The organism is Serratia proteamaculans (assembly GCF_946227095.1).
GTDB lineage: Bacteria > Pseudomonadota > Gammaproteobacteria > Enterobacterales > Enterobacteriaceae > Serratia > Serratia proteamaculans_E.
In genome coordinates, this window is record NZ_CAMISV010000002.1 from 367,156 (window position 1) to 393,644 (window position 26,489).

The 26,489-nt window shown below is 57.7% G+C and carries 21 protein-coding genes; 7 read left to right on the forward strand and 14 right to left on the reverse strand.

The window, feature by feature from the left end; all coding sequences use genetic code 11:
- The first annotated feature begins 277 nt into the window (after positions 1-277).
- A complete protein-coding gene (locus tag OC597_RS05340) occupies positions 278-637 on the forward strand; it encodes an AprI/Inh family metalloprotease inhibitor (protein ID WP_262207906.1) in 360 nt (119 codons plus the stop codon).
- 40 nt (positions 638-677) lie between these two features.
- Here OC597_RS05340 and OC597_RS05345 read toward each other — a convergent pair whose 3' ends face one another.
- Together OC597_RS05345 and OC597_RS05350 are read right to left on the reverse strand one after the other, a co-directional pair.
- Positions 678-1,199: a chromate transporter gene (locus tag OC597_RS05345; RefSeq protein ID WP_085116688.1), complete on the reverse strand. Its 522-nt coding sequence runs from the start codon at positions 1,197-1,199 to the stop codon at positions 678-680.
- Positions 1,196-1,768: a chromate transporter gene (locus OC597_RS05350; RefSeq protein ID WP_261423810.1), complete on the reverse strand. Its 573-nt coding sequence runs from the start codon at positions 1,766-1,768 to the stop codon at positions 1,196-1,198. The genes OC597_RS05345 and OC597_RS05350 overlap by 4 nt, the downstream gene beginning before the upstream one ends.
- Before the next feature lie 99 nt (positions 1,769-1,867).
- Here OC597_RS05350 and OC597_RS05355 point away from each other — a divergent pair, with 99 nt between their 5' ends.
- The gene (locus tag OC597_RS05355) at positions 1,868-2,788 is read left to right on the forward strand and encodes a LysR family transcriptional regulator (RefSeq protein ID WP_262207909.1); all 921 of its coding nucleotides are present in this window, start codon (positions 1,868-1,870) and stop codon (positions 2,786-2,788) included.
- On the opposite strand, the gene licT is transcribed toward OC597_RS05355, so the two are convergent.
- The 3 genes from licT to OC597_RS05370 are packed head-to-tail and all read right to left on the reverse strand — an operon-like array spanning position 2,785 to position 6,926.
- Entirely contained in the window at positions 2,785-3,624 is an 840-nt protein-coding gene (gene licT / locus OC597_RS05360; RefSeq protein WP_262207911.1) for a BglG family transcription antiterminator LicT, read from the reverse strand. The genes OC597_RS05355 and licT overlap by 4 nt on opposite strands.
- A 27-nt stretch (positions 3,625-3,651) precedes the next feature.
- The gene (locus OC597_RS05365; RefSeq protein WP_262207913.1) at positions 3,652-5,064 is read right to left on the reverse strand and encodes a glycoside hydrolase family 1 protein; all 1,413 of its coding nucleotides are present in this window, start codon (positions 5,062-5,064) and stop codon (positions 3,652-3,654) included.
- Positions 5,061-6,926: a beta-glucoside-specific PTS transporter subunit IIABC gene (locus tag OC597_RS05370; protein ID WP_262207914.1), complete on the reverse strand. Its 1,866-nt coding sequence runs from the start codon at positions 6,924-6,926 to the stop codon at positions 5,061-5,063. The genes OC597_RS05365 and OC597_RS05370 overlap by 4 nt, the downstream gene beginning before the upstream one ends.
- Positions 6,927-7,514: 588 nt before the next feature.
- Between OC597_RS05370 and OC597_RS05375 the strand changes: the two genes are divergently transcribed.
- Complete coding sequence (locus tag OC597_RS05375) at positions 7,515-8,684, forward strand: cupin domain-containing protein (RefSeq protein WP_262207916.1); 1,170 nt, start codon at positions 7,515-7,517, stop codon at positions 8,682-8,684.
- A gap of 34 nt (positions 8,685-8,718) precedes the next feature.
- Here OC597_RS05375 and OC597_RS05380 read toward each other — a convergent pair whose 3' ends face one another.
- Genes OC597_RS05380 through OC597_RS05390 form a run of 3 tightly spaced genes read right to left on the reverse strand, consistent with a single transcriptional unit; the run spans position 8,719 to position 12,715 of the window.
- Complete coding sequence (locus OC597_RS05380) at positions 8,719-10,023, reverse strand: cytochrome c (RefSeq protein WP_262207918.1); 1,305 nt, start codon at positions 10,021-10,023, stop codon at positions 8,719-8,721.
- Positions 10,024-10,034: 11 nt separating this feature from the next.
- A complete protein-coding gene (locus OC597_RS05385) occupies positions 10,035-10,493 on the reverse strand; it encodes a (2Fe-2S)-binding protein (protein WP_012145048.1) in 459 nt (152 codons plus the stop codon).
- A 14-nt stretch (positions 10,494-10,507) separates the two neighbouring features.
- A complete protein-coding gene (locus OC597_RS05390; RefSeq protein ID WP_261423804.1) occupies positions 10,508-12,715 on the reverse strand; it encodes a xanthine dehydrogenase family protein molybdopterin-binding subunit in 2,208 nt (735 codons plus the stop codon).
- A gap of 239 nt (positions 12,716-12,954) precedes the next feature.
- Between OC597_RS05390 and OC597_RS05395 the strand changes: the two genes are divergently transcribed.
- Together OC597_RS05395 and hpxO are read left to right on the forward strand one after the other, a co-directional pair.
- A complete protein-coding gene (locus OC597_RS05395) occupies positions 12,955-13,449 on the forward strand; it encodes a DUF1003 domain-containing protein (RefSeq protein ID WP_261254902.1) in 495 nt (164 codons plus the stop codon).
- Positions 13,450-13,578: 129 nt separating this feature from the next.
- Positions 13,579-14,736: an FAD-dependent urate hydroxylase HpxO gene (gene hpxO, locus OC597_RS05400; protein ID WP_262207919.1), complete on the forward strand. Its 1,158-nt coding sequence runs from the start codon at positions 13,579-13,581 to the stop codon at positions 14,734-14,736.
- A gap of 36 nt (positions 14,737-14,772) precedes the next feature.
- Here hpxO and OC597_RS05405 read toward each other — a convergent pair whose 3' ends face one another.
- The 6 genes from OC597_RS05405 to OC597_RS05430 form a co-directional block, all read right to left on the reverse strand.
- On the reverse strand, positions 14,773-16,908 hold the full coding sequence (locus tag OC597_RS05405; RefSeq protein ID WP_316044862.1) for a peptidase domain-containing ABC transporter: 2,136 nt from the start codon (positions 16,906-16,908) through the stop codon (positions 14,773-14,775).
- A 2-nt stretch (positions 16,909-16,910) separates the two neighbouring features.
- Entirely contained in the window at positions 16,911-18,176 is a 1,266-nt protein-coding gene (locus tag OC597_RS05410) for an HlyD family secretion protein (protein ID WP_262207921.1), read from the reverse strand.
- A gap of 239 nt (positions 18,177-18,415) precedes the next feature.
- Complete coding sequence (locus tag OC597_RS05415; protein ID WP_262207923.1) at positions 18,416-21,991, reverse strand: molybdopterin cofactor-binding domain-containing protein; 3,576 nt, start codon at positions 21,989-21,991, stop codon at positions 18,416-18,418.
- Entirely contained in the window at positions 21,984-22,526 is a 543-nt protein-coding gene (locus tag OC597_RS05420) for a (2Fe-2S)-binding protein (protein ID WP_261254912.1), read from the reverse strand. The genes OC597_RS05415 and OC597_RS05420 overlap by 8 nt, the downstream gene beginning before the upstream one ends.
- A gap of 91 nt (positions 22,527-22,617) precedes the next feature.
- Positions 22,618-23,091, reverse strand: a complete 474-nt coding sequence (locus OC597_RS05425; protein WP_099061911.1) for a MarR family winged helix-turn-helix transcriptional regulator — start codon at positions 23,089-23,091, stop codon at positions 22,618-22,620.
- 66 nt (positions 23,092-23,157) lie between these two features.
- Positions 23,158-24,216, reverse strand: a complete 1,059-nt coding sequence (locus OC597_RS05430) for a 2,5-dihydroxypyridine 5,6-dioxygenase (protein ID WP_262207925.1) — start codon at positions 24,214-24,216, stop codon at positions 23,158-23,160.
- A 329-nt stretch (positions 24,217-24,545) separates the two neighbouring features.
- Between OC597_RS05430 and OC597_RS05435 the strand changes: the two genes are divergently transcribed.
- Together OC597_RS05435 and OC597_RS05440 are read left to right on the forward strand one after the other, a co-directional pair.
- Complete coding sequence (locus OC597_RS05435) at positions 24,546-25,697, forward strand: FAD-dependent monooxygenase (protein WP_316044860.1); 1,152 nt, start codon at positions 24,546-24,548, stop codon at positions 25,695-25,697.
- Positions 25,694-26,488 carry an alpha/beta fold hydrolase gene (locus OC597_RS05440; protein WP_262207927.1) on the forward strand — a complete coding sequence of 265 codons (795 nt, stop codon included), beginning with the start codon at positions 25,694-25,696 and terminating at the stop codon, positions 26,486-26,488. The genes OC597_RS05435 and OC597_RS05440 overlap by 4 nt, the downstream gene beginning before the upstream one ends.
- Position 26,489 lies beyond the last annotated feature (1 nt).

Consider the following 26,489-nt stretch of genomic DNA (forward strand, 5'->3'; position numbering starts at 1 on the left):
TGCAATCAAAATAAGACAAAACAGTATAGTTAAATAAAAACAGATAACTAACTCTACAAAACCCCATCATATAAAAGGCTACCCTGGCAAATTGCTCGTGATTTATACTGTGTATTGTCAATTGATTCAGAATAAACGAGCATTAAAATTGCTTACCCTTCACTCACTGGTTGCCAGGGATCGTGCTATGGTATTAGCGGATTTCAGTAAGGAGTGGCCGATGTCGAGATTTCTCTGTTTGCGCGCAGTACGGCGCGTTGCCCTGACAGGAGTTGTTATGAGCCTTATGTTAAGCAGCACCAGCTTTGCCAGTTCACTGCCCCTGCTGGCCCCTTCTGCATTGAAAGGGCACTGGCAGTTGAACGATGCGGAAAACCAAGCCGCCGCCTGTAACGTTGAATTAAGTGATGAGCTGATCGAAGGCACCAACGCTTACCGTTTTACCGCCTCGGCGCAGTGTTTGCAGCCGCTGGCCCTGGCCGAACTGCCGGTTGCCTGGCGCCCAACGCCGGACGGTATGACGTTAACCAACGCCGACGGCAGCATGGTCGCGTTCCTGGCGCTGACGGCCCCCAAACACTACGAAGTGATGAACCATAACGGCAAGCCGCGCTTTACACTGACACCACGCCAATAACCGGCTTTTCTGGCATGGCGGCAGCGTAAAAAATCTGCCGTCACGCCACCAACAATCCCATTAACGCCCCGCCCGCCAGCACCCATAGCGGATGAATGCGCTTGCTCATGCTCACGACCGTAGCCAGCAGAATAATCGCCGCCAGCGGCCAGCTTGGCGCGGAGGCCTCGGCAATCAGCACCCCACTCGCCGCCACCAAACCGACGGTAACCGGCACCAGGCCGCTCTGAACACGACGACGCCAGGGTTTGTCCTTGAAGCGTCGCCAGGCGCCCATCACCAGTAAAGTGACAATCGACGACGGACCAAACTTGGCAACGGACGATACCAGTAACCCGGCCCAGCCGGCCACGTGCCAGCCAATCAGCGGCACGATCATCATATTCGGCCCCGGTGCGGCCTGCGCCATGGCAAACAGCGCACTGAACTCCTGCGCGCTCATCCATTGGTGAACCTCCACCACCTGACGCTGCATTTCCGGCAGAATGGTCATGCCGCCACCGAACGCCAGCAACGACAGCTCAGTGAAGATCAGCGCCAGCGAAATCAGGATGCCCGTCATGATCGGCTCCTCCACCCCATCAGCAGAATGCTCAGCGGTGCCAGTAGCAGCATGGTCGGTAATAACGGCAGACGCAGCCAGGCAATGGCGATCAGGCTGAGCGCGACAATCGCCAGTGCCAACCATTTACCGCGCAGCGGTAACAGCATTTTTATCCCGGTGGACAACAGTAAACCTGCCGCCGCGGCGGCTAACCCGGCAAACACGTGCTGCACATGTACATCGTTCTGGAAGCGGGCGTAGACCATACCCAGTCCAACAACAATTGCCGTCGGCGCACTGATCAGCCCCAACAGGGCGCACAAAGCTCCCCGCAGACCGCGAAACTCCATGCCAACGGCTACCGAAAGGTTGATCACGTTCCCGCCTGGCAAAAACTGACACAAGCCCAGCAGTTCGGTGAATTGTTCTCCACTTAACCAGCGACGATCCTCCACCAGCATGTTGCGCGCCAGCGGCAGTACGCCGCCGAAGCCCATTAACCCAAGCATCAGAAAACCCCAAAACAGCTCGCCATTACCCGGTGGTGACGCAAGTTGGCTGTTTTTTACCGCATCAGATTCAGACATTGCCGCTTCCACATTGCTTATTATGATGGCTGGTATGATGCGCGCCGCCATGTCATGCTGTCTAATGCATTTCACAAGCAACAAGGATACCTTTAAGGTATGGCTATGATCGAACTTCGCCGTCTGCGGGCGTTCGTTACCGTGGTGGAAGAAGGCAATATTACCCGCGCCGCCGAACGGCTGTTTATCCAGCAACCACCGCTGACCCGCCTGTTGCAGGGGCTGGAAGACGAGCTGGGAGTAAAATTGTTGCAGCGCCTGCCGCGCGGCGTTCGCGTTACCGAAGCCGGCAATGTGCTGTTCAATGAAGCCCGTACTCTGTTGGCGCGTGCGGAACATCTGACCGAAGCGGTACAGCGTGCCGCACGCGGTGAACAAGGGCATATTGCCATAGGTTTCACCAGTTCTGCCGCTCTGCACCCATTTGTGCCCAACCTGCTGCGACGCTACCGCGAGATCCTGCCGGGCATTACCACTCAGTTAGAAGAGGCCGGCAGCGGTGAGTTGCTGGATGCACTGGTGGATGAAAGGCTCGACGCGGCTTTTGTACGTTCGCCGGTAGGCGGCATTCCTGGATTGACGATTGAGCCGGTGCTGAGTGAACCCATGTTGGTCGCCCTGCCGATCGGTCACCCGTTGGCGGTCGATGTCGAACAACCGCTGCCGCTAACGGCGTTACTCCATGAAGCCTTTATTCTATACCGCCGGCCTGCAGGCCAGGGTTTGTATGATGCCATTTTGGCCGCCTGTCACCGCGCCGGATTCAGCCCCCGCGTTATCCAGGAAGCCCCGCGCCTGCCCGCTACCCTCAGCCTGGTGGGTGCCGGTTTGGGGCTGTCGATCGTGCCGGCTTCAATGCGGCGGCTAGGCGGTGACGGCATCGTCTACCGGGCGATTAGCGACCAGGCCCAGCTCAGCGCACCACTTTATCTGGCGCTGCGCAGCAACCGCTCCTCCGCCATCGTCACTCGCTTTCGCGATCTGGTAGCCGAAGCGGTCAGTGAGCAGCAGCCCGACTAGTCTTGTTTGTCGGCGATGCGCGTCAGGTGGATCACCAGATACAGCAGCTCGTCGCTCGACATCTCCATCTGCAGCAGATTTTTCACGTAGTCGCGGATCAGCAGCGCACCACGATAGGCGTGCGGATACTCTTTGGTTACCTGGCCAAAGATAAAATCGTCTTTCGACGCCATCTGTTGCCCTTCAACCATGCGCTGAATAAAAAACTGTATATGCACCAGAAAACGCGAGTAGTTGAGCGAGTCGGTATCGATATTGATGCGAAAATGGTATTTGATGATATTGAAAATGTCCTTCAACATCTTCATCGCCAGCAACGTGTGCTCCATATTTTGCACATCGGTCTGACCATTAACCAGATGGAAAGCGATGTTGCCCGCCTCTTCTTCCGGCAGGCTAATGTTCAACCGCTGATTGATGTGCGTCAGCGCCTGCGTCGCCACTGCGAACTCCTGCGGATAAAAACGTTTCACCTCAAACAACAGACGGTTCTGGATGGCAATGCCCTTGTGATAACGCTCAATGGCAAAGCTGATATGGTCCGCCAGCGTGAAGAAAATCTGCTCGTTAATCCGCCCATTGAGCTGCCGATTGGCCTCTGCGAGGATCATCTGCACGATCTCGATATGCTCTTCCGGCGTGGATTCTATCAGCCGCAGGTAATCACGGCCCTTTTGGCCGTTTTGCACCACATACACTTTCTCTATCGCGGCCGGGTCGAGAACGTCACCCACTTTGCTGTTAAAGCCAATACCCTTGCCCATAGCAATAACTTCATTGTTATCGCCGTCAGTCGATAGCACCAGGCTATTATTGAGTACCTTAATGACTTTCATCGTCGCGGCCATCACCCTTTATTTTTATTAGCGTTGCCGGCCATCGGAGGCAATCAACCGTTGATACCAGTCAAAACTGCGCTTTTTGATCCGCCGCAGATCTTTCAGATCCTGCTCACCCCGGTTGACATAGATAAAACCGTAACGCTTGGCATAGCCCTGATGAGTGCTGACCACGTCTATCGCCGCCCAAGGGCAATAGCCGATCAGTTCTACTCCGTCGTTGATTGCCAGCTGCATCTGTTCGACGTGCTGTCTCATAAATTCAATGCGGTAATCGTCGTTAATTGTACCATCGGCCTGCAATTCATCCGGGGCGCCAATGCCGTTTTCGGTAATTAATATCGGCAAATGGTAGCGTTCAGCGGTTTTGCGCAGCGTTAGCCGTAGTCCGACTGGGTCGATCACCCAACCGTAGCGGGTTTTGCCAACAAACGGGTTTTCGGCCGCGCGATACACTCCCGGTTCCCCTAACATGATTTGCTGATCGCCGGCGCGCGCACTGATGTCTGAGGCATCGCCGCGGCTGGCAGCAATGGTGGCTGTCGAATAGTAGTTTATTGCCACATAGTTCGGTTTGCCCTGCAGCAGCAGCGCCGCATCACCCGGCTCCATCTGCGGTGCCAATTCGCGGTCCTGCAGATAACGCCAGGCCAGCGGGTTATAACGGCCATGCACTGCCACGTCGAGGAAGCTCCAGCAACGCAGCGTTTCCCAGTTATGGGCGGCAATAGCGTCCAGCGGATGGCAGGTTTCCTGATACATCGAGGTGGTGTTAATCGCCGGGCCAATTTTCCCGCCCGGGCAGCGTTGGTGGCACAGCGCCATCACCCGCGCCTGGGCCACCAGCATATGGTGGCTTTGCTGATACAGCACCCGTTTAGACGGCAGTTCACCACCCTTTGGCGTACCAATGGCCCCCGGGTGCAGGATCATGGTGTTCTGCTCGTTAATGGTCAGCCAGTACTTCACTCGATCGCCAAAGGCGTCGAACAGCACCCCGGCATACTCGACAAAGGCGTCAATAGTGGCGCGATCAGACCAGCCGCCCTGCTGTTCAAGCACGTAAGGCAGATCGAAATGGTACAGCGTTACCACTGGCTCAATGCCATGGCCCAGCAGTTCATCAATCAACTGGCGGTAGAAATCCAGCCCGGCGGCGTTGACCTCGCCGGTGCCATTGGGCAGCACCCGCGTCCAGGCAATCGAGAAACGATAGGCCTTCAGCCCCAACTCCGCAAACAGCTTCACATCCTCACGGAAACGGTGATAGTGATCGCTGGCGACCTTAAAATCTGCGGTTTCTTGCGGGTGATCGAGCATATCCACAATCGACGGGCTTTTGCCGTCCTCGTTCCAGGCCCCCTCCACCTGATAAGCGGAGGTGGAAGCCCCCCACAGAAAATCTGCGGGGAAATCGTTCAGTCGCTGATAAATCATGCTTGCTCCTGCTGCGTATTATTGAGGCTGATGATCGGTTCGCCAAAGCCTACCCGCCCCGGCTGACGGCAACTCAACTGCGGGAAAGCTTCGCTGTTGACCACCAGGACCGGCGTGGTGAGGTCGTAACCCAGCCCGGCGATCGCCGCCAGGTCAAAACGCACCAGTTCGTCACCCACCTTGACCCGGTCACCCACTTGCAGGTTGGAGCTAAAATGCTGCCCTGCCAGATTGACGGTATCGATGCCGATATGCACCAACAGCTCGACACCGTTGTCACCCTTGATACCCACCGCATGCTTCGACGGCAGGAAGGTCACCACCTCACCGTTCAGTGGCGCACGCAGCAGCCCTTCCTGCGGCAGTATCGCCACGCCCTGGCCCAATAGCCCCTGGGAAAAGACATCGTCGCTCACCTGCTCCAGGGCCACCAGTTGGCCGGACAGCGGACTGAAAATCTGCTGTTCACCGCCGCTGACAGGCTCCGTCACCGCCGTCTCCTGCTCTTCGACCGGATCTTCAAAGCCCAGGATCCAGGTCAGCGCAAAAGTCACCACGATGGCGATGGCGCAGGTGACCAGCGCGTGAACGATATTCATCGGGTTTTCGCCGATAAATGCCGGCAGCGCCGCCAGCCCCGGAGAAACAAAGGCATAGCGCACCAACCCACTCAATCCGGCATAGATACCGGCACAGCCGCCACCGATCATCGCCGCAATCAGCGGTCTGCGCAGCTTGAGCGTCACGCCGTACAGCGAAGGCTCGGTGATACCCAACAGCGCGGTAAAACCGGCGGAGGACGCCAGCTGGCGCAGGTTTTTGTTTTTGGTACGGAAGGCCACACACAGGGTCGCAGCGCCCTGCGCAATGTTGGAAGCCAACATGCCCGGTCCATTAATCATTTCGAAGCCGTTCTTGCTCAACTGACCGGTGGCGATCGGCGTCATTGCCCAGGCGGTGCCGGTGATCACCAGGAAGGGTTGTAGCCCACCCATCAGCATCGGGATCAGCCAACTGGCTTTGCCGTCGACAATGGTCGCACCGGCGGCAACCAGATCGTTGAGGAAAATACCGAAGGGGCCTACCACCACCAATGCCAGCGGCGCGGTGACCAACAGAATAATCATTGGCTTGGTGAAGAATTTGATCATCGTCGGCGAAACTTTCTCGGCAAAGCGCTCGATATAGGACATCAGCCAGACGGTGAAAATAATCGGCAGCACCGAACCGGCGTAATCCGCCATGCGTACCGGGATACCGATAAAATCAATCGGCGTGCCCGCCGCCAGCATCTGCGCCAGATTGGGGTGCAACAACACCCCCGCAATGGTCATGGCCAGTATCGGATTACACTCGAACTTGATCGCCGCGCCGTAGGCCAACAGTACCGGCAGGAAGAAGAAGGCTGCGTCAGCAATGGTGTCCAGCAGATGATAAGTTGGGCTGGCGGCATCTATCGTCCCGGTCAGCTTGAGGATCGCCAGCAGCGCCTTAATCATCCCCGCGCCGGTGATCGCCGGGATAACCGGGGTAAAGGTGGTAGAAATCACGCTGATAATCTGCGAAATCACTCCGCCGCGAGCCTGGGATTTCTTTTCGCTCTGCCGGCCACTAAGGTCGCCAATTTCTTTTTGCAGCGTGCGGAAGGTTTGCTGCACGTTGTTACCGACCACGATCTGGAACTGACCACCGCGCTCGACCACGCTGATCACCCCCGGCAAGGCCTCGATAGCTTTCGCCTCTACCTTGCTGTCATCATTAAACTCCATGCGCAAGCGAGTGGCGCAGTGCGTCAATTTGCTGACGTTGCCTTTGCCCCCGACTCGCGCCAGTATTTCCAGGCCCAGCTGTTTGTAATCCATCGAATTTCCCCGGTAAAAAATGCAAAAAAAAAGACCAAAATCAAAATGCACCTCATCGTATGGAGAGGTGCATTCCTATTTTGGTCTTGCCTGCCTGAGCAGTAACACGCCTTAATAAAAATGTCTGGCGATCGCTAAGATCGCGGCGAAAGTATCGCCATAGTTGTGATTTTTCAGCAAGAGTCTTCGTTAAGCTTTGTGAGTAGCATCACCTTTTACCGAAAATGCACTGCAATGTTACCGACCTCGCCCCGCTTTGGCGCATCCGCGTTTAATTAACCGATTAAATTAACACTAACAATAAGACAACCCCGTCAGTTAATTAACTCCGTTTATGCTTTATTTAATTTAAAACACAATTTAATTGATACCAATGGATTACTATTTAAAAAGTAAATTAATAATTACAGCCACACTCAATTAGTAACATAAATAAATACATTATTAACTGCGAAGGCAAATTTACCCACTATGATTTAACCGTCGCCGAATATTTCCACCTCGGCAATAGACACCTGCAAACAATAAAATAAACAGATAAATCCTGCTGTTATTTCAGCAGGTACTCTATATTTTGGAGAAAGTTATATGATATCGCGTCGTGATATATTAAAAGCCTCCGCGGTGAGCGCGGCGGCAGCCAGCGTCATGGGGAGCATGATTAAGTCCGCCAGTGCCGACGATCACCGTAATATTGTTCCACCCAGCTCTTTCCAACCCGCCGCCGATGCCCAAGGCGTTTATAAATATATCTTTTCTCACAGTAAAAAACGCAGCTTGCCCAACGGTTGGGCCAGAGAGGCCACCGTCGAACAATTCCCCATTTCCGAGGGCGTTGCCGGGGTAGATATGACGCTGGAACCGGGCGGTGTACGTGAGCTGCACTGGCACGCCATTGCGGCTGAATGGGCGTTTATGTTGGAAGGCCATGCCCGCATTACCATCATTGACCCGGAAGGCAAGTGTGAAGTGGCGGACTTCGGCCCCGGCGACGTCTGGTACTTCCCCAAAGGTTACGGACACTCGATTCAGGCGCTGGCTGACGGCGCACATTTCATCCTGACCTTTGATAACGGCCACTTTTCCGAGTTCGGTACTTTCAGCATTACCGATTGGGTGGCACACATGCCCAAAGAGGTGTTGGAAAAAAGCGTCAATATGCCGGCGGCGGTGTTTTCCAAAGCCAAACAGGGTGAGGCCTATATTGTCGGCGGTGCCATTCCACCGGCACTTCCCCTGCCCAGCAACGACGGCGGTTTGAATAATGCCCCGCTGGCCCATCGTTATGAATTAATGAAACAAAAACCTTTTTTTGAAAATGATGCAGGCAGCGTTCATTTGGTGTCATCAAAAGAATTCCCTATTTCCACCACCATCACCGGGATTATTGAAATCGTCAAACCCGGTGCAATCCGAGAACTGCACTGGCATCCAAATGCCAATGAATGGCAATATTACATTTCCGGTAAAGGCCGCATGACGGTATTCAGCTCACACGGCCATGCGCAGACCGAAGAATATGCACCGACCGATGTTGGCTATGTACCACAGGGGTTTGGTCATTACATTGAGAATATGGGTGATGAAGATCTGAAGGTCTTGATCGTACTGGATAACGGTATTTACCAGGATATTTCGCTGTCGGACTGGCTGGCAAAAACCCCAGCCTATCTGTTAGCGGATAACTTCAATAACCAGATTGCCGACTGGCAGGATCGCCCCAAGGATAAACTGGTGATGTCTCGCCGCAGAAGTTGATGGGTATGGCGAGGGGTTTCCCCCTCGCCGATGATTACTGCTTACGCTGCTCCGCGACCTGTTTGGCGGTCACTTTGCCTTGTTTTTCACCAAACTGACCCACCACGTAGTTGGCCACCGCAGCCACTTCCTCGTCCGAGTATTGGGCGCCAAAGTCCGGCATCAGCTCGTGCTGCTCACCAATGCTGATACGCGTTCCTTTGAGGATCGCCTGCACCACGCTACGGCCTTGTGGATCGTTAACGGCAGTGCTGCCGACCAGCGAGGCATATTTACTCTGGCGACCGCTACCATTCCACTGATGACAACCGCTGCAATCGCCAGCAAACAGCCTACGGCCCAGTGAATCTTCCTGCCCACCCGGCAATATCGCACTGGAGGACGTAGCCCCTTTCGGCTGCAGGTTAACTGCGCTGGCACTGTCGGTGGCAATCGGTTCGATATTACGCAGGTATTTCACCAACGCCTGGTTATCCTCCGGCGTCAGGTACTGCAGGCTGTTTTCCACCGCTTCTGCCATCGGCCCGGAAGCGCTGCTGCGCCCTGGCGCATGGCCGGTTGCCAGGTACTGTGACAGTTGCTGCTCGCTCCAGGCACCAATACCGGTCTGCTTGTCTGGGGTAATATTGGCAGCAAACCACCCCTGGATCACTTCGCCGCTGAGGTTTTTGCTCTGATTGATGCCAAAGCCCAGATTACGCGGCGTGTGGCATTCACTACAGTGCCCCAGAGCGGTCGCCAGGTAGGCTCCCCGGTTCCATTGCTCATCCTGATTGAGGTTCGGCTCGAAGCGTTTTTCATTGAAGAACGCCAAATTCCAGAACTTCATGCCCCAACGCTGGTTGAACGGGAACGACAGCCCGTTTTCCGGATTGGCCTGCTTTATCGGCGGCAGGCTGAACAGATAAGCCTTGATCGCCAGCACGTCATCACGGCTCAGCGCGGTGTAGGAGGTATAAGGCATGGCCGGGTACAGATTGCCCTGTGGACCGACGCCCTCACGCACCGCACGGACAAACTGATCGTCACTCCAGCCGCCGATGCCGGTTTGCGGATCCGCAGTAATGTTGGTGCCGTAAATGGTCCCGAACGGCAGTTTAAAGGCAAAACCACCGGCAAAAGGTTTCCCCCCCGGCGCGGTATGGCAGGCCACACAGTCGGCAGCCCGCGCCAGATACTCACCGCGCGCCAGTTTATCGCTAATGCCTGCCGGCGCACCGGCGATCGGCGCTGCAGGCTCCGGGCCGACCGGGCGCAACAGGGTGTAGATCGCGTAACCGCCCGCTATCACCACTACTGCGACAATCAGCCATAACAGCCATCTCAGGGCGTTGCTCATGAGTCTCTCCCTTAATCCAACGCCTTGGCGGCCTGGTGGATGGCGGCGCGAATGCGCACGTAAGTGGCGCAGCGGCAAACGTTGCCACTCATCGCCGCGTCAATATCTGCATCGCTCGGGTTCTTGCTCTGGGCCAGCAGTGCGCTGGCACTCATGATCTGGCCGGACTGGCAGTAGCCACATTGCACCACATCCAGATTGACCCAGGCCGCCTGCACCGCTTTACCGGTCGGCGTTTCGCCGATCGCTTCAATGGTGGTGATTTTCTTGCCTTCGGCGGCAGAAACCGGCGTCATGCAAGAACGCACCGGCACGCCGTCCAAATGGACGGTGCAGGCACCACACATGGCGATGCCGCAGCCAAATTTGGTACCGGTCAGCCCGGCTTCATCGCGCAGGAACCACAACAGCGGCATGTGTGGGTCGCCATCAAACGTCAGCGGTTGGTCGTTTACGGTTAAAGTTATCATGCTGTTCTCCTTGATCAGACGCTGGCGTCACTGTTGGGACGGTGTAAAGGCAGGTTTAGTGAGCTGCGGGGGCGCCCGAGCAGCGCCAGCGCATTACCGACCGCCGGAGCTATGGTGGGTACACCCAGTTCGCCTACGCCGGTCGGAGCCTCACTTGAAGGCACAATAATCACCTCTATTTCCGGCATTTCGTCGATACGCAGCGGACGGAAATTGTTGAAGTTGGACTGCTCAACCACGCCGTCTTTTAACGTAATGTTGCCGTACAGTGCGATACTCAGACCGTAGCCGATGCCGCCCTCAATCTGCGCGCGGATCACATCCGGATTGACCGCCACGCCACAGTCCACGGCGCACCACACCTTGTGCACCCGCGGAATGCCCCCTTCGCCGATCGACACCTCAGCAATCTGCGCCACCCGGGTATTAAACGCCTTGGCGACGCCAACGCCGCGCGCGCGGCCATCCACCACCTTCGCACCCTGCCAGTTAGCGGCTTTTGCCACCGCCCGCAATACGCCGGCCTCACGCGGTGCATCCCCCATCAGCGCCAGCCGCCCCTCCACGGGATCCTGCCCGGTCTCCTGCAACAGTTGATCGATAAAGCTTTCCACCGCGTGGCCAGTATGGGTGCTGGCCACCGATCTCAGTGAAGTAGTAGGCACCTTGCCCGGCACGATATGGGCGTCACAAAGGAAACTCTCAAAGGTGTAAGGCACTTCGCTGGCACCTTCGATCATCATCTGATCGACGCCGTTCACCACCAACGCCGTCATCGCGCTATTGAGCGACCAGGAGTGGCCAACGATGGTGTCACTCCAACCCACCACCTTGCCGTCGCGGATCGCTCCGCGCAGCCGGTGCAGGATCATCGGGCGATACCAGCCGTTGCGGATATCGTCTTCACGGGTCCATACCACCTTCACCCCATGACCGGGGCCGATCGCCTTGGCCGCTGCGGCCATATCGGCAGCCAGATCCGGCCCCAACTGCGGGTTGCCCAGATCGATGCGGCGACCAAAACTGCCACCCGCCAGAATGGTTTCAATTTCTACCTTATCCGGCGGCAGTTGGAACAGGTCGCACAGCTGTTTGTGGTCGAGAGTTTGGATCTGACAGCCGTAACGCGCCTTGACGCTTTCGCCGTCCCAGAACAAATAGCCGTCCAGCGGCTCCATTGGCGCATGGGCGATGTACGGGAAGGTATATTCCGCTTCAATCACTTTGTCGGCTTTATCAAAAACCTGGTCTAACTCTCCGTGGCTTTTTGCCACTGCGCCGGGCTTTTGCGCCACCTGGCGAAACTCGGCAAAAATCTGTTCGGTATTGCGCCGCTCGGCCTGCGAGTCGTCCCACTCCACCTGCAATTTTTCACGCCCCTGGATCGCCGCCCAGGTATTTTTGGCGTAGACCGCTACGCCGGTATCAGTCTGCTTCACCGCCACCACGCCCGATACCGCCAGCGCACGGCTGGCGTCAAACGAGGCCACTTTGCCGCCAAAACGCGGCGGTTTTTTGATGGTCACGGTCAGCATATCCGGCTCATGAATATCCTGAGTGAATTGCGCCGAGCCGTTGGTCTTCGCCAAGGAGTCCACCCGGTGCAGGCCGCTGGCCTTACCGATCAGGGTAAAATGTGCCGGATCTTTCAATGTCAACGTGGCGGGATCGGGTGGCGGTAATTGGCTAGCCAGCGCCGCGAACTCACCGAAGTCCGCTTCACGACCACTGGCTGCATGGCGGATTTTCCCCGCCTGCACGGTAATTTCCTGCGCAGAGGTTTTCCAGCTTTGAGCAGCAGCCTGAACCAACATCGCCCGCGCCATCGCGCCCATGCGGCGCATTTGCTCATAGGCATTGGCCACCGAGCTGGAACCGCCGGTACCCTGGAAACCGAACGACATGTTTTTGTAGACGTTGGTATCGACCGGTGCGGCAACTACCCGCACCTGCGCCCAGTCGGCGTCCAGCTCTTCGGCGACCAGTGTCGCCATGCCGGTATACACGCCCTGGCCCACCTCGGTATGTTTGCTGATAACGGTAACAATGCCGTTTTCGTCAATTTGCACGAAAGCATTGGCTTCAAAAGCGGTGTTTTCTGCTGCCGTGCCGGGGTTGGTTCGGGCCAGTGCGCCGGTAGACGGCAGATAGGCGCCGATCACCAACGCGCCAGCGCCGACGATAAACCGCCGCCGGGTAAGCGGGACTTCGGGTAGTTTCATTGCTCATCGCTCCAAAATGCCGATCAACCTTGATCAATGCGGCGAAATCATTCTTTTTATGCACGCCGTCTGCATCCGCAAGCACGGTGGGCTAATAGTTAGCGTAGTCTATTAATTTATCTGTTTAGCATTCGGGCTGGGTTTTCTGTTGCGGATTTGTGCTATGCATCGATCGGGGATTTCAGTCTCCGTGCTATAAATCAGGTATTTATTCATTAACACTCACGAGCGTGAACGTCATGTTACAGACCAATAAAAAATTCCGTTTCTATCGCCCACTGAAAAGCTTAACTCATACTTTTGGCGACCAATGGTTTGCATTGAAAGCGGAAGCCTTCGCCCGTTTTTTTGGTACGCCGACGTTTTTGGTTGGCCAAACGGTGGTGGTGGCCGTCTGGATCTACCTCAATCTGGCGGGCTTCGCCAAGTTTGACCCCTATCCTTTTATTCTATTGAACCTGGCATTCAGCCTACAGGCCGCCTATGCCGCCCCGCTGATCCTGCTGGCGCAAACTCGGCAGGCCGAACGCGACCAGGCGCATGCGCTGACCGATGCTCAACACCGCGAGGATTTGGATGAGGCAATGGCGCAACGACAGACTCTCGCCGCGCAGCAATCTGAACAACTACTGGCGCTGTTGAAACAAAACACCGAGTTAACCACTCTGACCAAACAGATGGCCGAGCGCATTGAGAACCTGGCGATTCAGTTGGCAAACCGGGATCGCGCCTAAGTTTGCCCTACCACGGCTCAGTGATTGCACCAAATTGCATCAGACGACCGCCCGATGCCGCGCCAGCGCCTGATTTGCAGGCTGGTATGGAAATTGCTTCTCCCAATCATGGCTATGAAGGAGAAGAATATGAAAGCAATCGTCATTGGCGGCGGCATCGGCGGTCTGTGTACCGCCATCGCATTGAAGCGTTGCGGTATCGACACCGAGATTTTTGAAGCGGTAAAACAGATCAAACCGGTTGGAGCCGCGATTTCCATTTGGCCCAACGGCGTCAAATGCCTTAACTACCTGGGGATGAAGGACGCCCTGCGCGCACTGGGCGGCCCAATGCATTACATGGCCTATCAGGAATACCTGCACGGCCAGACCCTGACACGCTTTAGCCTGGATCCGCTGATCGCCAGCGTCGGTGAACGCCCTTACCCGGTAGCCCGCGCCGAACTGCAGGCGATGTTACTGGACACTTACGGCAGCGACCAGGTGCGCTTCGGCAAACGCGTCAGCGGCATTGAAGAAACTCCGCAGGGTGTCACCGCCTGGTTTGAAGACGGCAGCCAGGCCAGCGGCGATTTTCTGATCGCCGCCGACGGCACCCATTCCGTCATTCGTCCTTATGTACTGGGCCACGGGGTGGATCGTCGCTACGCCGGTTACGTTAACTGGAACGGGCTGGTGACCATTGATCAGTCCATCGCACCAGCCGACCAGTGGACCACCTTTGTCGGTGAGGGCAAACGCGTGTCTTTGATGCCGGTTTCCGACAACCGCTTCTACTATTTTTTCGATGTGCCGCTGCCTACCGGATTGCCGGAAGACCGCAGCACCGCACGTGCCGATTTGCAGCGTTACTTTGCCGGCTGGGCCGAGCCGGTGCAGAAGCTGATTGCCGCACTCGATCCCGACACCATCAACCGCATTGAGATCCACGATATCGAACCCTTCGAACAACTGGTACGCGGGCGCGTGGCCTTGCTGGGTGACGCCGGACACAGCACCACGCCGGATATCGGCCAGGGCGGCTGTGCGGCCATGGAGGACGCGGTGGTACTGGCGATTGCCTTGCAAACCAACTCGCTGGGCATTGAAGACGCGCTGCTGCGCTATCAGGAAAAACGCAGCTATCGGGTGAAGGATTTGGTGCTGAAGGCGCGCAAGCGCTGCGATGTGACCCATGGCAAAGAGATGGCCATCACTCGTGGCTGGTATGAAGAGCTAAAAACCGAAACCGGCGAGCGTATTCTCTCCGGCATGAAAGAAACCATTATGGGCGGACCTCTGGCCTAAGTCGATTTCCCTCTCCAGCTCGGAGAGGGGCCTACCTCAGGTTTTGAGACTCCGTATGTGCCCCGCTACCAGTTCGATCACCCGATCCGCCGTGGCGATCGTTTCCGGCCGGTGGGCGATCAGTAAAATGGGCAGGCCAAGCTGACGCAAGGTTCGGCCGATCAGCATTTCATTATTGATGTCCAAATGGCTGGTGGCTTCATCCAGGATCAGCAGTCGTGGCTGTTTGTACAATGCCCGCGCCAATAGCAAACGCTGTTTCTGTCCTGCGGACAGGGTGCCGCCCATTTCCCCGATTAATGTCTGGTAGCCCATCGGCAACTTATCGATGTCCTGTTCCAGCTGCGCCAAACGGGCGCACTCGCTGAGCTTTTGCTTATCCACCCGCGAAGAGAAAAATGTCAGGTTATCCACGATAGAGCCGCGAAACAGTTGATCCTCTTGCAACACCACGCCGATATGCTGACGAACTTGTTGATAATCCGCCTGCCGGTGCTCAATGCCCAGTGTACATATCACCCCGGCGGTCGGTGGATACAACCCCAGCACCAATTTGGCCAACGTGGTCTTGCCGCTGCCGGAGGCTCCAACCAGCGCCACCACCTCGCCGGGCATAATCTGCAGCGAGACTTGCGACAGGATCTCCCGCTCGGTGCCGGCATAGTTAAAACTGACCTGATCCAGACTCAACGCCGGCCGATCGCTCGGCCAGACGCAGGCGGCTGATGGCACACCCGTACCGCCCGCCGCCTGCGACGCCGCATCTTCACGCGCTGCCAGAACGATATCCGCCAACCGTTCGTTATAGACATCCAGCATTCGGTAAGCGACCAGCTTGTCGATCAGCCCGTTGATGCTGGACGAGAAGCGGCCCTGAAAAGACATATAGGCCACCAGCATGCCCACCGAAAACTGACCGGCCAGTACCGCGCTGGCTCCCAGCCACAGCACCGCCGCCCCCACCACGCTGCCGATCACCGTCTGCATAATGCCGTAAACCATCATCAGTTTGCTTTCACGCAGCTGAGCATTGCGCCGGGCGACGTTAAGGTTACGCCAGACCGATTCCCGCGGCGTCAGCGCCCCGTTGACCCGCAGACTCAACACCCCGCGCAGGCTTTCCAGAAAGTGGCTGGATTCCTGGGTGCCGGCGACCCAGCTGTCTTCTGCCGCTTTACGCAGCGTACTGAACCAAAACAGCCGCAGCAGGCCATAAACCAGGGCGGCCACCAAGGCCACCAGGGTTAATTTTGCACTGTAGAAAAACATCATGGTGAGGGTACCCACCACCAGCAACACATCCAGAAAGGCTTCGAGCAGCGTGGTGGTCAGGGTGTCCTGAATGGTGTCGACCGCATCGAATTTGGCGCTGATATCCCCCATGTTTCGCGCCTCAAACCAGCCAATCGGCAGCCGCAGCAAATGGTGAAACACGTTCGCTGTCCACTGCATGTTGAAATTGACCGCCATGGTGAGGGTCGCCCACTGGCGGGCCAGTTCCAGTAGCGTTTGGGTTGCGGCCATCAGCAACATGGCGATGACGATCAGCGTCAACAGGCTGGCGTCCAGCGCCACCAAAACCTCGTCAATCACCAGTTGGTTAATCAGCGGGCCGATCAGCGCAAACACTTCCAGCGCCAGAGCAAAACAGAAGATCCTGCCCAGCGCGGCCTTCAGCCCCTGGGTTTTGCCAATCAGATCCATCAGGCGGATCTTTTTACGCTGGTCTTTGGCTGCAAACTGGTGAGTGGGCGTCAGCTCCATCGCGACGCCGGTAAAATGACTGTCCGCCTCCCGCAGGCTCATTTTTACCTGGCCGCGTGCCGGATCGTGCAGCTCCAGCGTTTGCCCCCGTACCCGCTTGAGCACCGTAAAGTGATTCATGTCCCAGTACAAAATGCAGGGCAGTGCCAACAGGTGCAATTCTTCAAGCTCCAACTGCACCGCGCGTCCGCTTAAGTGCAGCCGCTCGGCACAACTCATCAATTGCGAAAATGTCATACCGAGCTGCGAAACGTTAAATTGCGCGCGCAGCGTGGGCAGATCAACCCGATGCCCATGCCAGCCGGCAATCATCGCCAGACAGGCCACGCCACACTCCGCCGATTCTGTCTGGCGGATCAACGGCAGGCACTTGCGCCATCCCCAGTTAATCACTTCGGTAACGTCCATGTTCAGATCCTCCCTTGCAGGCTCCATAATGGCTCCAGCAGCCACTCGTACAGGCGACGACTGTCCAGTTCTACATCTGCAGAAACGGTCATGCCGACGCGCAATGGCTCCTGCCGGCCATAAGCCGTAATGGTGGGTTTATCCAAGGCTACGATGACGCGGTAATGCCCTTCGTTTTCCTTCCACACCATCGGGTTTTGCAGCATCGCCTCGCTGGCGCTGAGGCTGGTGTCGGTAATCGCGCGGGTGGCACCATATTGCACGCCAAACTTTTCATAGGGGAATGAGGCAAAGCGCAGCCCCACCCGCTGTTGAGGCTTGATAAAGCCCACCGCTTTACTCGGGGCAAAGAGTTCGACCTGCAATTGTGCATCGTCGGCGACCATCATCAGCAAAGGATCGTTTTGTTTTACCGTCTGCCCGGCCCGGGCCAGCACCACGGCGATATGGCCATCCACCGGCGCAGTTAGCGTATGATCGCGCTGGGCACCCAGTTCGATTTGTTGCTGCTTAATGCCCAGCAACTGGCGTTCAAGCTCGGCGTCACGTGCCTGCTGCTGCTGTTCCAAGGTGCGCAGCTCTGACGCCGCCGCGGCCAGCTCGCGTTTCAGCCGCAACTGCGCCTGCCGCTGCAGTTCAACCTTTTCCTGCGCCTTTGCCAGGGCCATTTTCTGCTGCTGGAATTCAAGCTCTGAAACATAGCCTTTGGCGATCAGCTTGCGGTAACGTTCCATCAGCGAACGCGCCAGTTTCTTTTGCTGCTGAACCAGCACCATTGCCGCCTCTGTGCTGGCCAACTCCTGATTGAGCTGCGCGATGCGCTGGCGCACGCCGATTTGTTGCAGGACACCGGTCGCCAGCTCTTGAGCACGCTGATGCTCCAGCATGCGATATTGGCGGTTTAATGAATCAGAAACCGAGGCCAGAGTACCGACACCCTGCCCATTGAAATACTCGCCGCTGAGCCGATACAGCGCCTGGCCGGCCTTGACCACCGCCCCCTCCGCTACCAGCCGCTCGGTAACCTGCCCGGCGCTGCGCGCCACCACCTTGATCAACCCGCTGGACGGCATCACTACCCCCTCCAGTCGCGCTTTGCGGGTATATTCACCCAGTATCATAAATAGCATGATGGCCAGCACCAGCAGAATGCTGACCCAGGCATAGGCGGTTAAGAGGCTGGCGGGGATAATCACTTCACCCTCGGCCCTGGTGGCCTGAGCAGCAAAATAACCCTCGCGGTAAAGCTGGGGGGGACGTCCTGTCATTGGGGTTGATACCCTCTACGTAGTCTTTATGTTTTATGCCCGCCGCAATTCCATGCGCGAACAAACCCTAGTCAGGCGAGTACCGCCAGCTTCTCGCCTTAATTTTACGGTATTTAAAATAACCAACTTCGGGGTGTAAATACATCGAAATTAAATAAAAAATCAATAATTAACAATGAGTAACGTGTCAGTGTTATTTGTTTAAATTACAGTATCGGCTGATCACTTCCCCCCCCCAGTTAATGGCTGCCCGGATTGGCACGCAGTCTGGCCACCTGCGCTTCGACCTCACGCCAGGCTGGCTTATCACCCGCATAACGCTGACGCAGGTAGTTCACCAGATCTGCCACCTGCCGATCGGAGAAACTGTCCTTGAAGCCCGGCATAAAGCCCAGATCGGCGGTGGCCGGTTTGGCAATGCCCTGCAAGATCACGTTGATCAGGTTATCCGGTCGCTCACTGAAAATATTGGTGTTATTGGCCAGATCCGGGCTGACGCCAAACAGCTGCGGCCCGCCGCTGGCGGCACTGTGACAGGCCTGACAGGCGCCCTGAAACAGCCGTTCACCGGCCTGCTGACCCAGGGTCGGTTGCAGATTGGTGGCCAGCTTGACCTGCGGTTCTACGTTCAATGGAGCCGGGCTGCTTAACGAAATCAGATAATTGGCCATCGCCCGCACGTCAGATTCCGGCAAGGTAGCCAGTTCGCTGACCACCGGGCCCATTGGCCCGGTCGCGACGCCGTGATCGGTAGAATGGCCGCTGCTCAGGTACTGGAACAGTTGCTCTTCATTCCAGGGTTGGTCCGCCGTGGCCAGTTGGTTTAACGCCGGCGCCTCCCAGCCATCCACCATCGCCCCGGCCAGGAAGCTGGCGCCGCCCTTTTCCGCCCCCATCAGGTTACGCGGCGAATGGCAGGCCGCACAGTGCCCCAAACCATTGACCAAATAAGAACCCCGGTTCCACTGCGCCGTTTGCGCAGGATCCGGCTGGAATTCACCCTGGCGCAGAAACAGCGCATTCCAACCGGCCATCAGCGGGCGGACATTAAACGGAAAACGCATCTGGTTAGCCGGATTCCTCTGCGCGACCGCCGGCTGCGACATCATATAGGCATACAGCGCCTGCATGTCGCCGTCGGTCATCTTGCTGAACGACGTATAAGGAAATGCCGGGTACAGATTATGACCGTCGCGGCTGATGCCCTGACGCATTGCCCGGTCAAAAGCGGTAAACGACCAGTTGCCGATACCGGTCTCCACATCTGGCGTGATATTGGTGCTGTACAGGGTGCCGAACGGTGTTGCCATCGCCAGCCCCCCGGCGTTGGTTGCCCCTTCCGAGGCGGTGTGGCACACCGCGCAATCCCCGACGGCGGCCAGTTGACGACCCCGTTCCAGGGTAGCGGCCGACCAGGTACCCGCTCCTGCAGTGACCACCGGGGCAATTTCGGCACGCCACGGCAGTGCCGTAGCCGCTACGCCCAACACCGCGCCGAAAATACCGGCCGCGCCGCCAAACCACCATTTACTGCGCCTGGGTTTGGCCGCTGGCGCAGCCTCCTGCCTGGCGCTATCCGGGCCGTTCAGCGCTTCGCGCAGCCGGTCGGAAGTGATCGGCAACTCGCGGAAACGAATGCCGGTGGCGTCAAACACCGCGTTGGCAATGGCTGCCGCACTCGGTACCGATGCAGACTCCCCGGCCCCCAGCGGCGGATCGTAGGGCCGTGGCATCATCACCACGTCAACTTCCGGTACTTCAGGGAAAGTCAGGATCGGGTAAGCCCCCCATTCCTTGCTGGAAATGGTCGATTCTTCGAAGGTCACCCGCTCTTTCAGCACCCGACTGGTCGACTGGATCACGTTGCCGTGGATCTGGTGACGCACGCCGTCCGGGTTGACCATCATGCCGGCATCGTGTCCGACCACAATACGCGTCACCGCCACTTCGCCGCTGGCCTTGTCGATCGCCACATCGGCCACCCAGGCCGCCCAGGCGGCACCAAAACCGGGGAATTTGCTGTGAATATAGCGCGCATAGGCAAAACCGCGCCCGCGTAGCACACCGTCTTCCGCCGGAGTTTGCATCGGTTCGGTATGCGGCGTCCAGCCTGCACGTTCGGCAGTGCTGAGCATCAGTTCGGTGGCCCGCTGATCCTTGATATAACGTAGTCGGTATTCGAGCGGATCCACACCGGCTGCGGTGGCCAGCTCATCAATATAGGACTCGTGCGCGAAGGTATTCGGCAGTGCCGACACGCCACGCATCCAGGAGGCACGAACGATTGGCGCCATATCCTCAATGCTGACGCGCAGCTCCGGGTATTCGTAAGGCGGCACCGAGGTGCGATCCCCCATCTCATAGGCCACCGGCACCGGTTCAACCATTCCGGTCAGCAACAACGCCAGCGTGGGTGCGCCGTTGGACGGGTAATAGGTGCGAAAATCATAGACCACCGGATGACCGGCGGCGTCCAGTCCACCATCCACCTCCATCAGTTGTGCGGTGCCCTTGGGTTCCCACAGGTGTTCCTGCTCGCGGGTGAGTTGCACCCGCACCGGCCGACCAACCGCTCGCGACAGTAATGCCGCATCGGCACAGACATCATCGGCACAGTTACGGCCATAGCAGCCCGCCGCCTCCATGCGGATAATTTCGATTTGTTCTTCCGGGTATTCCAACAACCAGGCGAGATCGGCACGCAGCAGGTGCGGGTTCTGGCTGCCTGACCAGACCTGTAACTGCTGCGGCTGGTAGTCCGCCAGCGCACAAGACGGGCCGATCGAAGCGTGCAGTTGATACGGCCACAGGTAACTGCGGGTAAAGCGCCGATCGGCAGCGGCCAATGCCGCATCTACGTTGCCGGTGTCATGCACCACCCGTGTCGAATGCGGGTTATCACGCAGTGCCTGCGCCACGTCGGTCATCTGCGGCAGGTTACGCCGCCAGTCCTTCCAGCTCACCTGCAGCGCCTGCGCTGCCTTGATCGCCTGTTCTTCGCGCTCGGCGACAATGCCAATAAAATCCCCGATCACCACCAGTTTGACGATGCCGGGAATATGGGCAATGGACGACTCGTCCACCGCCAGCAGGCTGGTGCCGACAAATTCGCCACTGTCATAACCGGCATACGGCGGCCGCACCACCCGGCCATGCAGCATGTTCGGCAGCCGCATGTCGTGCACATAGGTAGATTTGCCGGTAGCCTTGGCCGGGATATCGACACGCGCGGTGCTGGTGCCAACCAGGCGGTATTCGGCCTGCGGCTTGAGCGGCGCATCGCCGGAGATCGAGAGCTCAATATGCACACCGGTGACCAGTTCGCCGTAGCTCAGCGCTTGTCCCTGTGGGCCGACAACCCTGCCGTCATTCAACGTCAGTTGTTCAACCGTGACGCCAAAGTGCCGCGCGGCCTGTTGCAGCAGCCAGCGCCGTGCCTCGGCCGCCGCGTTACGCAGCGGCACGGCAGAAATCTGTAGCGTGGCACTGGCGATGGTCGCGCCCTGATTTGGCGTGCTTTCGGTATCGCCCAACACCATGCGCACCTGTTCCATGCGCAAGTAAAGTTCTTCAGCGACGATTTGCCCCAGCGCGGTGCGCACCCCGGTGCCAAGATCGACATGGCCGTTGAAGGCGTAAACCTCACCGCTGTCGCAAATGGCGATAAACAGCCCCGGCTCTTTGGGTTTCAGGCTCGGCGTCTGGCCTTTCGGCACCAGACCCGGCGGCGGCTGGATCTGATCGATAATCAGCAGCGTGCCATGGCGCTGCAATAATTCGGCCTGGCTCGGTAATGAGGAATGGGTGTCAGTCATGGGGCGAGGTTTCCTCACTGCGGCAAAGAATGATGGCGCGCTGAACCGCACGCAGGATTTCGATATGGGTGCCGCAGCGGCACAGGTTGCCGGACAGCGCCTGGCGGATTTCGCGGTCGCTGGGCGACGGATTGCGATCCAACAGGGCTTTGGTGGTCATGATCATGCCATTCAGGCAGTAACCGCACTGCGCGGCCTGTTCTTCTATAAAGGCCCGTTGCACCGGGTGCAGATGGTCGCGATCGCCCAGCCCTTCCAGCGTGGTCACCGCGCGGCCGCTCATACCCAGCGCCGGGATCACACAAGAGCGTGCGGCGATGCCGTCTACCAACACGGTGCAGGCCCCGCATTCACCGAGACCGCAGCCGTACTTTGGGCCGTTGAGCGCCAGATCGTTTCGCAGTACCAATAGCAGAGGGGTATCCGCCATGACTTGGATATGAATATTTTCGCCGTTGACTGACAGCATCAGCGGATGCTCCGTCAGTGTTTTTACCGCACCTTCCCTGGGCAATTGCACTTCAGCTATCGCCATTGTTGCGTCTCCGCCTGCGCTCTGGTTATTTTGTGGGCTGTGACCTCGCCGCCAGTGCACCCACCAGACAACCGCAGCTGCGGGTGGCGAATCAGCCAGGCGGCTGGTCTTCCAGCATTTTATTGAGCAGGAACATCAGTGCTATACGTTCGGCCGGATTCAGCGTACCGAAAGTTAATTCTGTGATCGTCGCCGCATGCGGCACCGTTTCTGCCAGCAGCGCGGCTCCGGTATCGGTCAGCCCAACCACCACTTTGCGTCGGTCGATCGGATCCGGCATCACGGTGATCAGGTCACGCGCCTTGAGACGCTCGACAATCCCGCGAATGGTGGCCTGATCGACCGCCGTCACCTGCACCAGTTCGGTCAACGAACTTGGGCCCATGTCGCGCACCGCGCACAGGGTAATAAACTGCACGGCAGTCAGTTGCGAATCGCCCACGTTTTGCTGGAAAATCGCCACGTGGCGCTGATAAACCTTACGCAGCAGGTGCCCGACTTGTTCAGTAAAGTGATAATTTTCGGTCTTGCCGTTATCTGCAGCCGGGTATTCGGGGGGCGTCATTGCGTTACTCTCACCATCTATGGAAACCACCGAGAATAGTACAAACCCCCGCGTTTAGCAGCAAGGTTAACCCTGGCTGACCTGCGACGCCGCCGGTGCCACCACTTCGCCATCGGCCACCACCGTGGTGCCGTCCAGGCTGATGTCGCAGTGACGTAACGCGATATCCATATGGCACGGCGTTTTACGCGTGCCACCGACCTCGGTATTTGGGCCAGTGGAGAACAGGAAATTGCCGTAGAAGGCGCGCGCATCCATACACATCCCGTCGTTTTTATCGTGCAACCCCATCGCCGTCCACTGCGCGCGCGGCTGCAAGCCCCAACCGATATGCGAAATGCCGTACACCTCCGGATCGTTGAAATACTTCATGTACTCCCGCAAATATTCCGCCTCAAAGCCGCCGTGAATGCGCGTGACAAAGCCTTTATCGATCTCCAGCGTAATGCGTTCACGGGCATAACTTTTAAACGGCAGCAGGATATCGCCCACCTCCAGAACCAGCACCCCTTCAGCCTGTTCTTCATTCGGCCAGGTGAACAGGAAGCCGCTCGGCCAGTGATCCCAGCGCCCCGGCTCGTCGGCGTAGCCGTATTCGGTCACCGTCGGATATTGCCCCAACGGCGCACGGAAATCGCTGCCGGCGGCAGACTTCACCTGCATCAGCTTTGCCTGCTCCAGCACCGCCGCCGCCGCCAACACTCGCGCTTTGTCCTCTGCATTAGGCAACATGCGTGCCAACACCTCCGGAGGTTCGACGGCCAGCAGAATACGCGTGCCGGTTTTCAGGATCTGCTCCTGCTCCGGCGAGTGCAGCAGCATCATGGTGTCGACAATCAGATCGGCCGCCTCCAGTGCACGTTGTGCTGCGTGGTTACCGGTCAACGCCGTATCGCCACAGTAAGCCGTCATGTCATTGCCCATGGCGCGCGGATGGTTAAATGACGGCAGTTCGACCGCGTAAACCTTGGCGCCCAGACGCAGTGCAGCATCGGTGGCGGCGCGCACCGTACGCGCATCGGAATAGTGACTTTTCAGGATCGCCACGCTTTGCGAAGCATCAACCTTCGACAACGTAAGCACCTGCTCGAACAGTTGAACCAACTGACTATCATTGACCGCCATGTGTATCTCCTGTCTCGCTAAGGGTTGGCCGACACGCCTGGCGTCGGTGAGGTTATTTTGTACAAATTAAAGTGATCACACTCTTTTAATTATCTAAGCCGAAAATCGAACAGGAAGCAAGGCCGCGGAGCCATCCATAAGCAAATCCTATTTTAAGCCCTATCCATCCTGTGATTAACATGAGTTTAACAGCAATGGCCGGTTAATTAGCGTGAGCCAGATCTAAATTAACACTTGTGCAACCTTGCGTTATTTAGCGTATACACTATAAATCAATCGTCCAGCATCATTGCGGATGACAGGTAAAAAACCAAACAGTCAGGGGAAAAATGATGAGCAAACAACAACGCATTGCCGTGGTCGGTGCCGGTCTGGGTGGCGCTGCCGCCGCCGGTCTGCTGCAGAAAGCCGGCTTTACCGTCGACCTGTACGAACAGAGCCCGGTGTTTTCACGCCTGGGGGCCGGTATCCATATGGGGCCGAACGTCCTGAAGATTTTCCGCCGTCTCGGCATCGAGCAGCCGCTGGAGCAAATGGCCTCGCACCCGGATTTCTGGTTCAGCCGCGACGCCGAAAGCGGTGACTATCTGTCGCGCATTGAGCTGGGCGCCTTTGCCCGCAAAGAGTACGGTGCGGCTTACGTGACGGTGCATCGGGGCGATTTGCAGGCGTTGCAGATGGCCGCCCTGCAACCGGGCAGCGTGCATTTTGGCAAGTGCCTGAGCAAGATTGAGGAGCGTGACAACGAAGTGGTGCTGAACTTTGCCGATGGCACCCAGGCCCGCGCCAATATCGTGATTGGCGCCGACGGCATCAACTCACGCATTCGGGAACACCTGCTGGGCGCAGAAGCGCCCACCTACAGCGGCTGGGTCGCCCACCGCGCGTTGATCCGCGGCGAGAAACTGGCCAAGTACAACCTGAGTTTCGAAGACTGCGTGAAATGGTGGTCGGCAGATCGCCACCTGATGGTTTATTACACCACCCAAAAACGCGACGAGTACTATTACGTCAGCGGCGTGCCCCACCCAGCCTGGGATTTCCAGGGCAGCTTTATCGACAGCAGCCGCGAAGAAATGTACGAAACCTTTGCCGGCTATCACCCGATTGTGCAAGCGCTGATCGAATCCAGCGAGCAAGTCACCAAATGGCCGCTGTTAAACCGTAAACCGCTGCCGCTGTGGAGCGAAGGCCGCATGGTGTTGCTGGGCGACGCCTGCCACCCGATGAAACCGCACATGGCGCAAGGCGCGGCGATGGCGATCGAAGATGCGGCCATGCTGGCGCGCTGCCTGCAGGAAACCGGTTTGACCGACTACCGCACCGCTTTCCAACTGTATGAAGCCAACCGCAAGGAACGCGCCTCCCGCGTCCAGTCGGTCTCCAATGCCAACACCTTCCTGCGCACTCAGGAAGATCCGGCCTGGGTTTACGGCTATGACCTGTACGCGCAGACGCTGAAGTCGGAGAACGCCGCATGAGCCATTTTCTGTATGGCGCCAACGTGCAGGCCAACGGCATCCGCCAGCACTACCTGCGCTACGGGGGCCAGGGGTCGGTCCTGATCCTGATCCCCGGAATCACCAGCCCGGCGATCACCTGGGGCTTCGTTGCCGAACGCCTGGCCGAGCGCTACGACACCTATGTGCTGGACGTGCGCGGTCGCGGCCTGTCCGCCAGCGGGCCGGATCTGGCCTATGACGCCGAAACCTGCGCCGAGGACGTCAACGCCTTCGCCGCCGCATTAAAGCTGGAAAACTACGCCCTGCTCGGCCATTCGATGGGCGCGCGCTTTGCCCTGCGCGCCGCTGCGTTGCAACCGGCTGGCGTACGCCGGTTGGTTTTAGTCGATCCGCCGGTTTCCGGCCCCGGCCGTCGTGAATATCCGGGCAAATGGCCCTGGTACGTAGATTCGATCCGTCAGTCGCTGCAGGGAATGGACGCCGAACAGATGCGCGCCTACTGCCCAAGCTGGAGCGAACAGCAGCGCCAACTGCGGGCCGAGTGGCTGCACACCTGCTACGAACCGGCGATCCAACGCGCCTATGAAGATTTTCATCAGGTCGACAGTCATCGCGATTACCCCTCACTGAGCATGCCGACGCTGATGATGATTGCAGGCCTTGGCGGTGTGATCCAACCGGAAGACGCAGCGGAGATCCGCCAGTTGCAGCCGGAAATCACCCTGGTAGAGGTTGAAAAAGCCGGTCATATGATCCCGTGGGACGACTTCGACGGTTTCTTCCGCGCCTTGGGCGATTTTCTGGATTAAT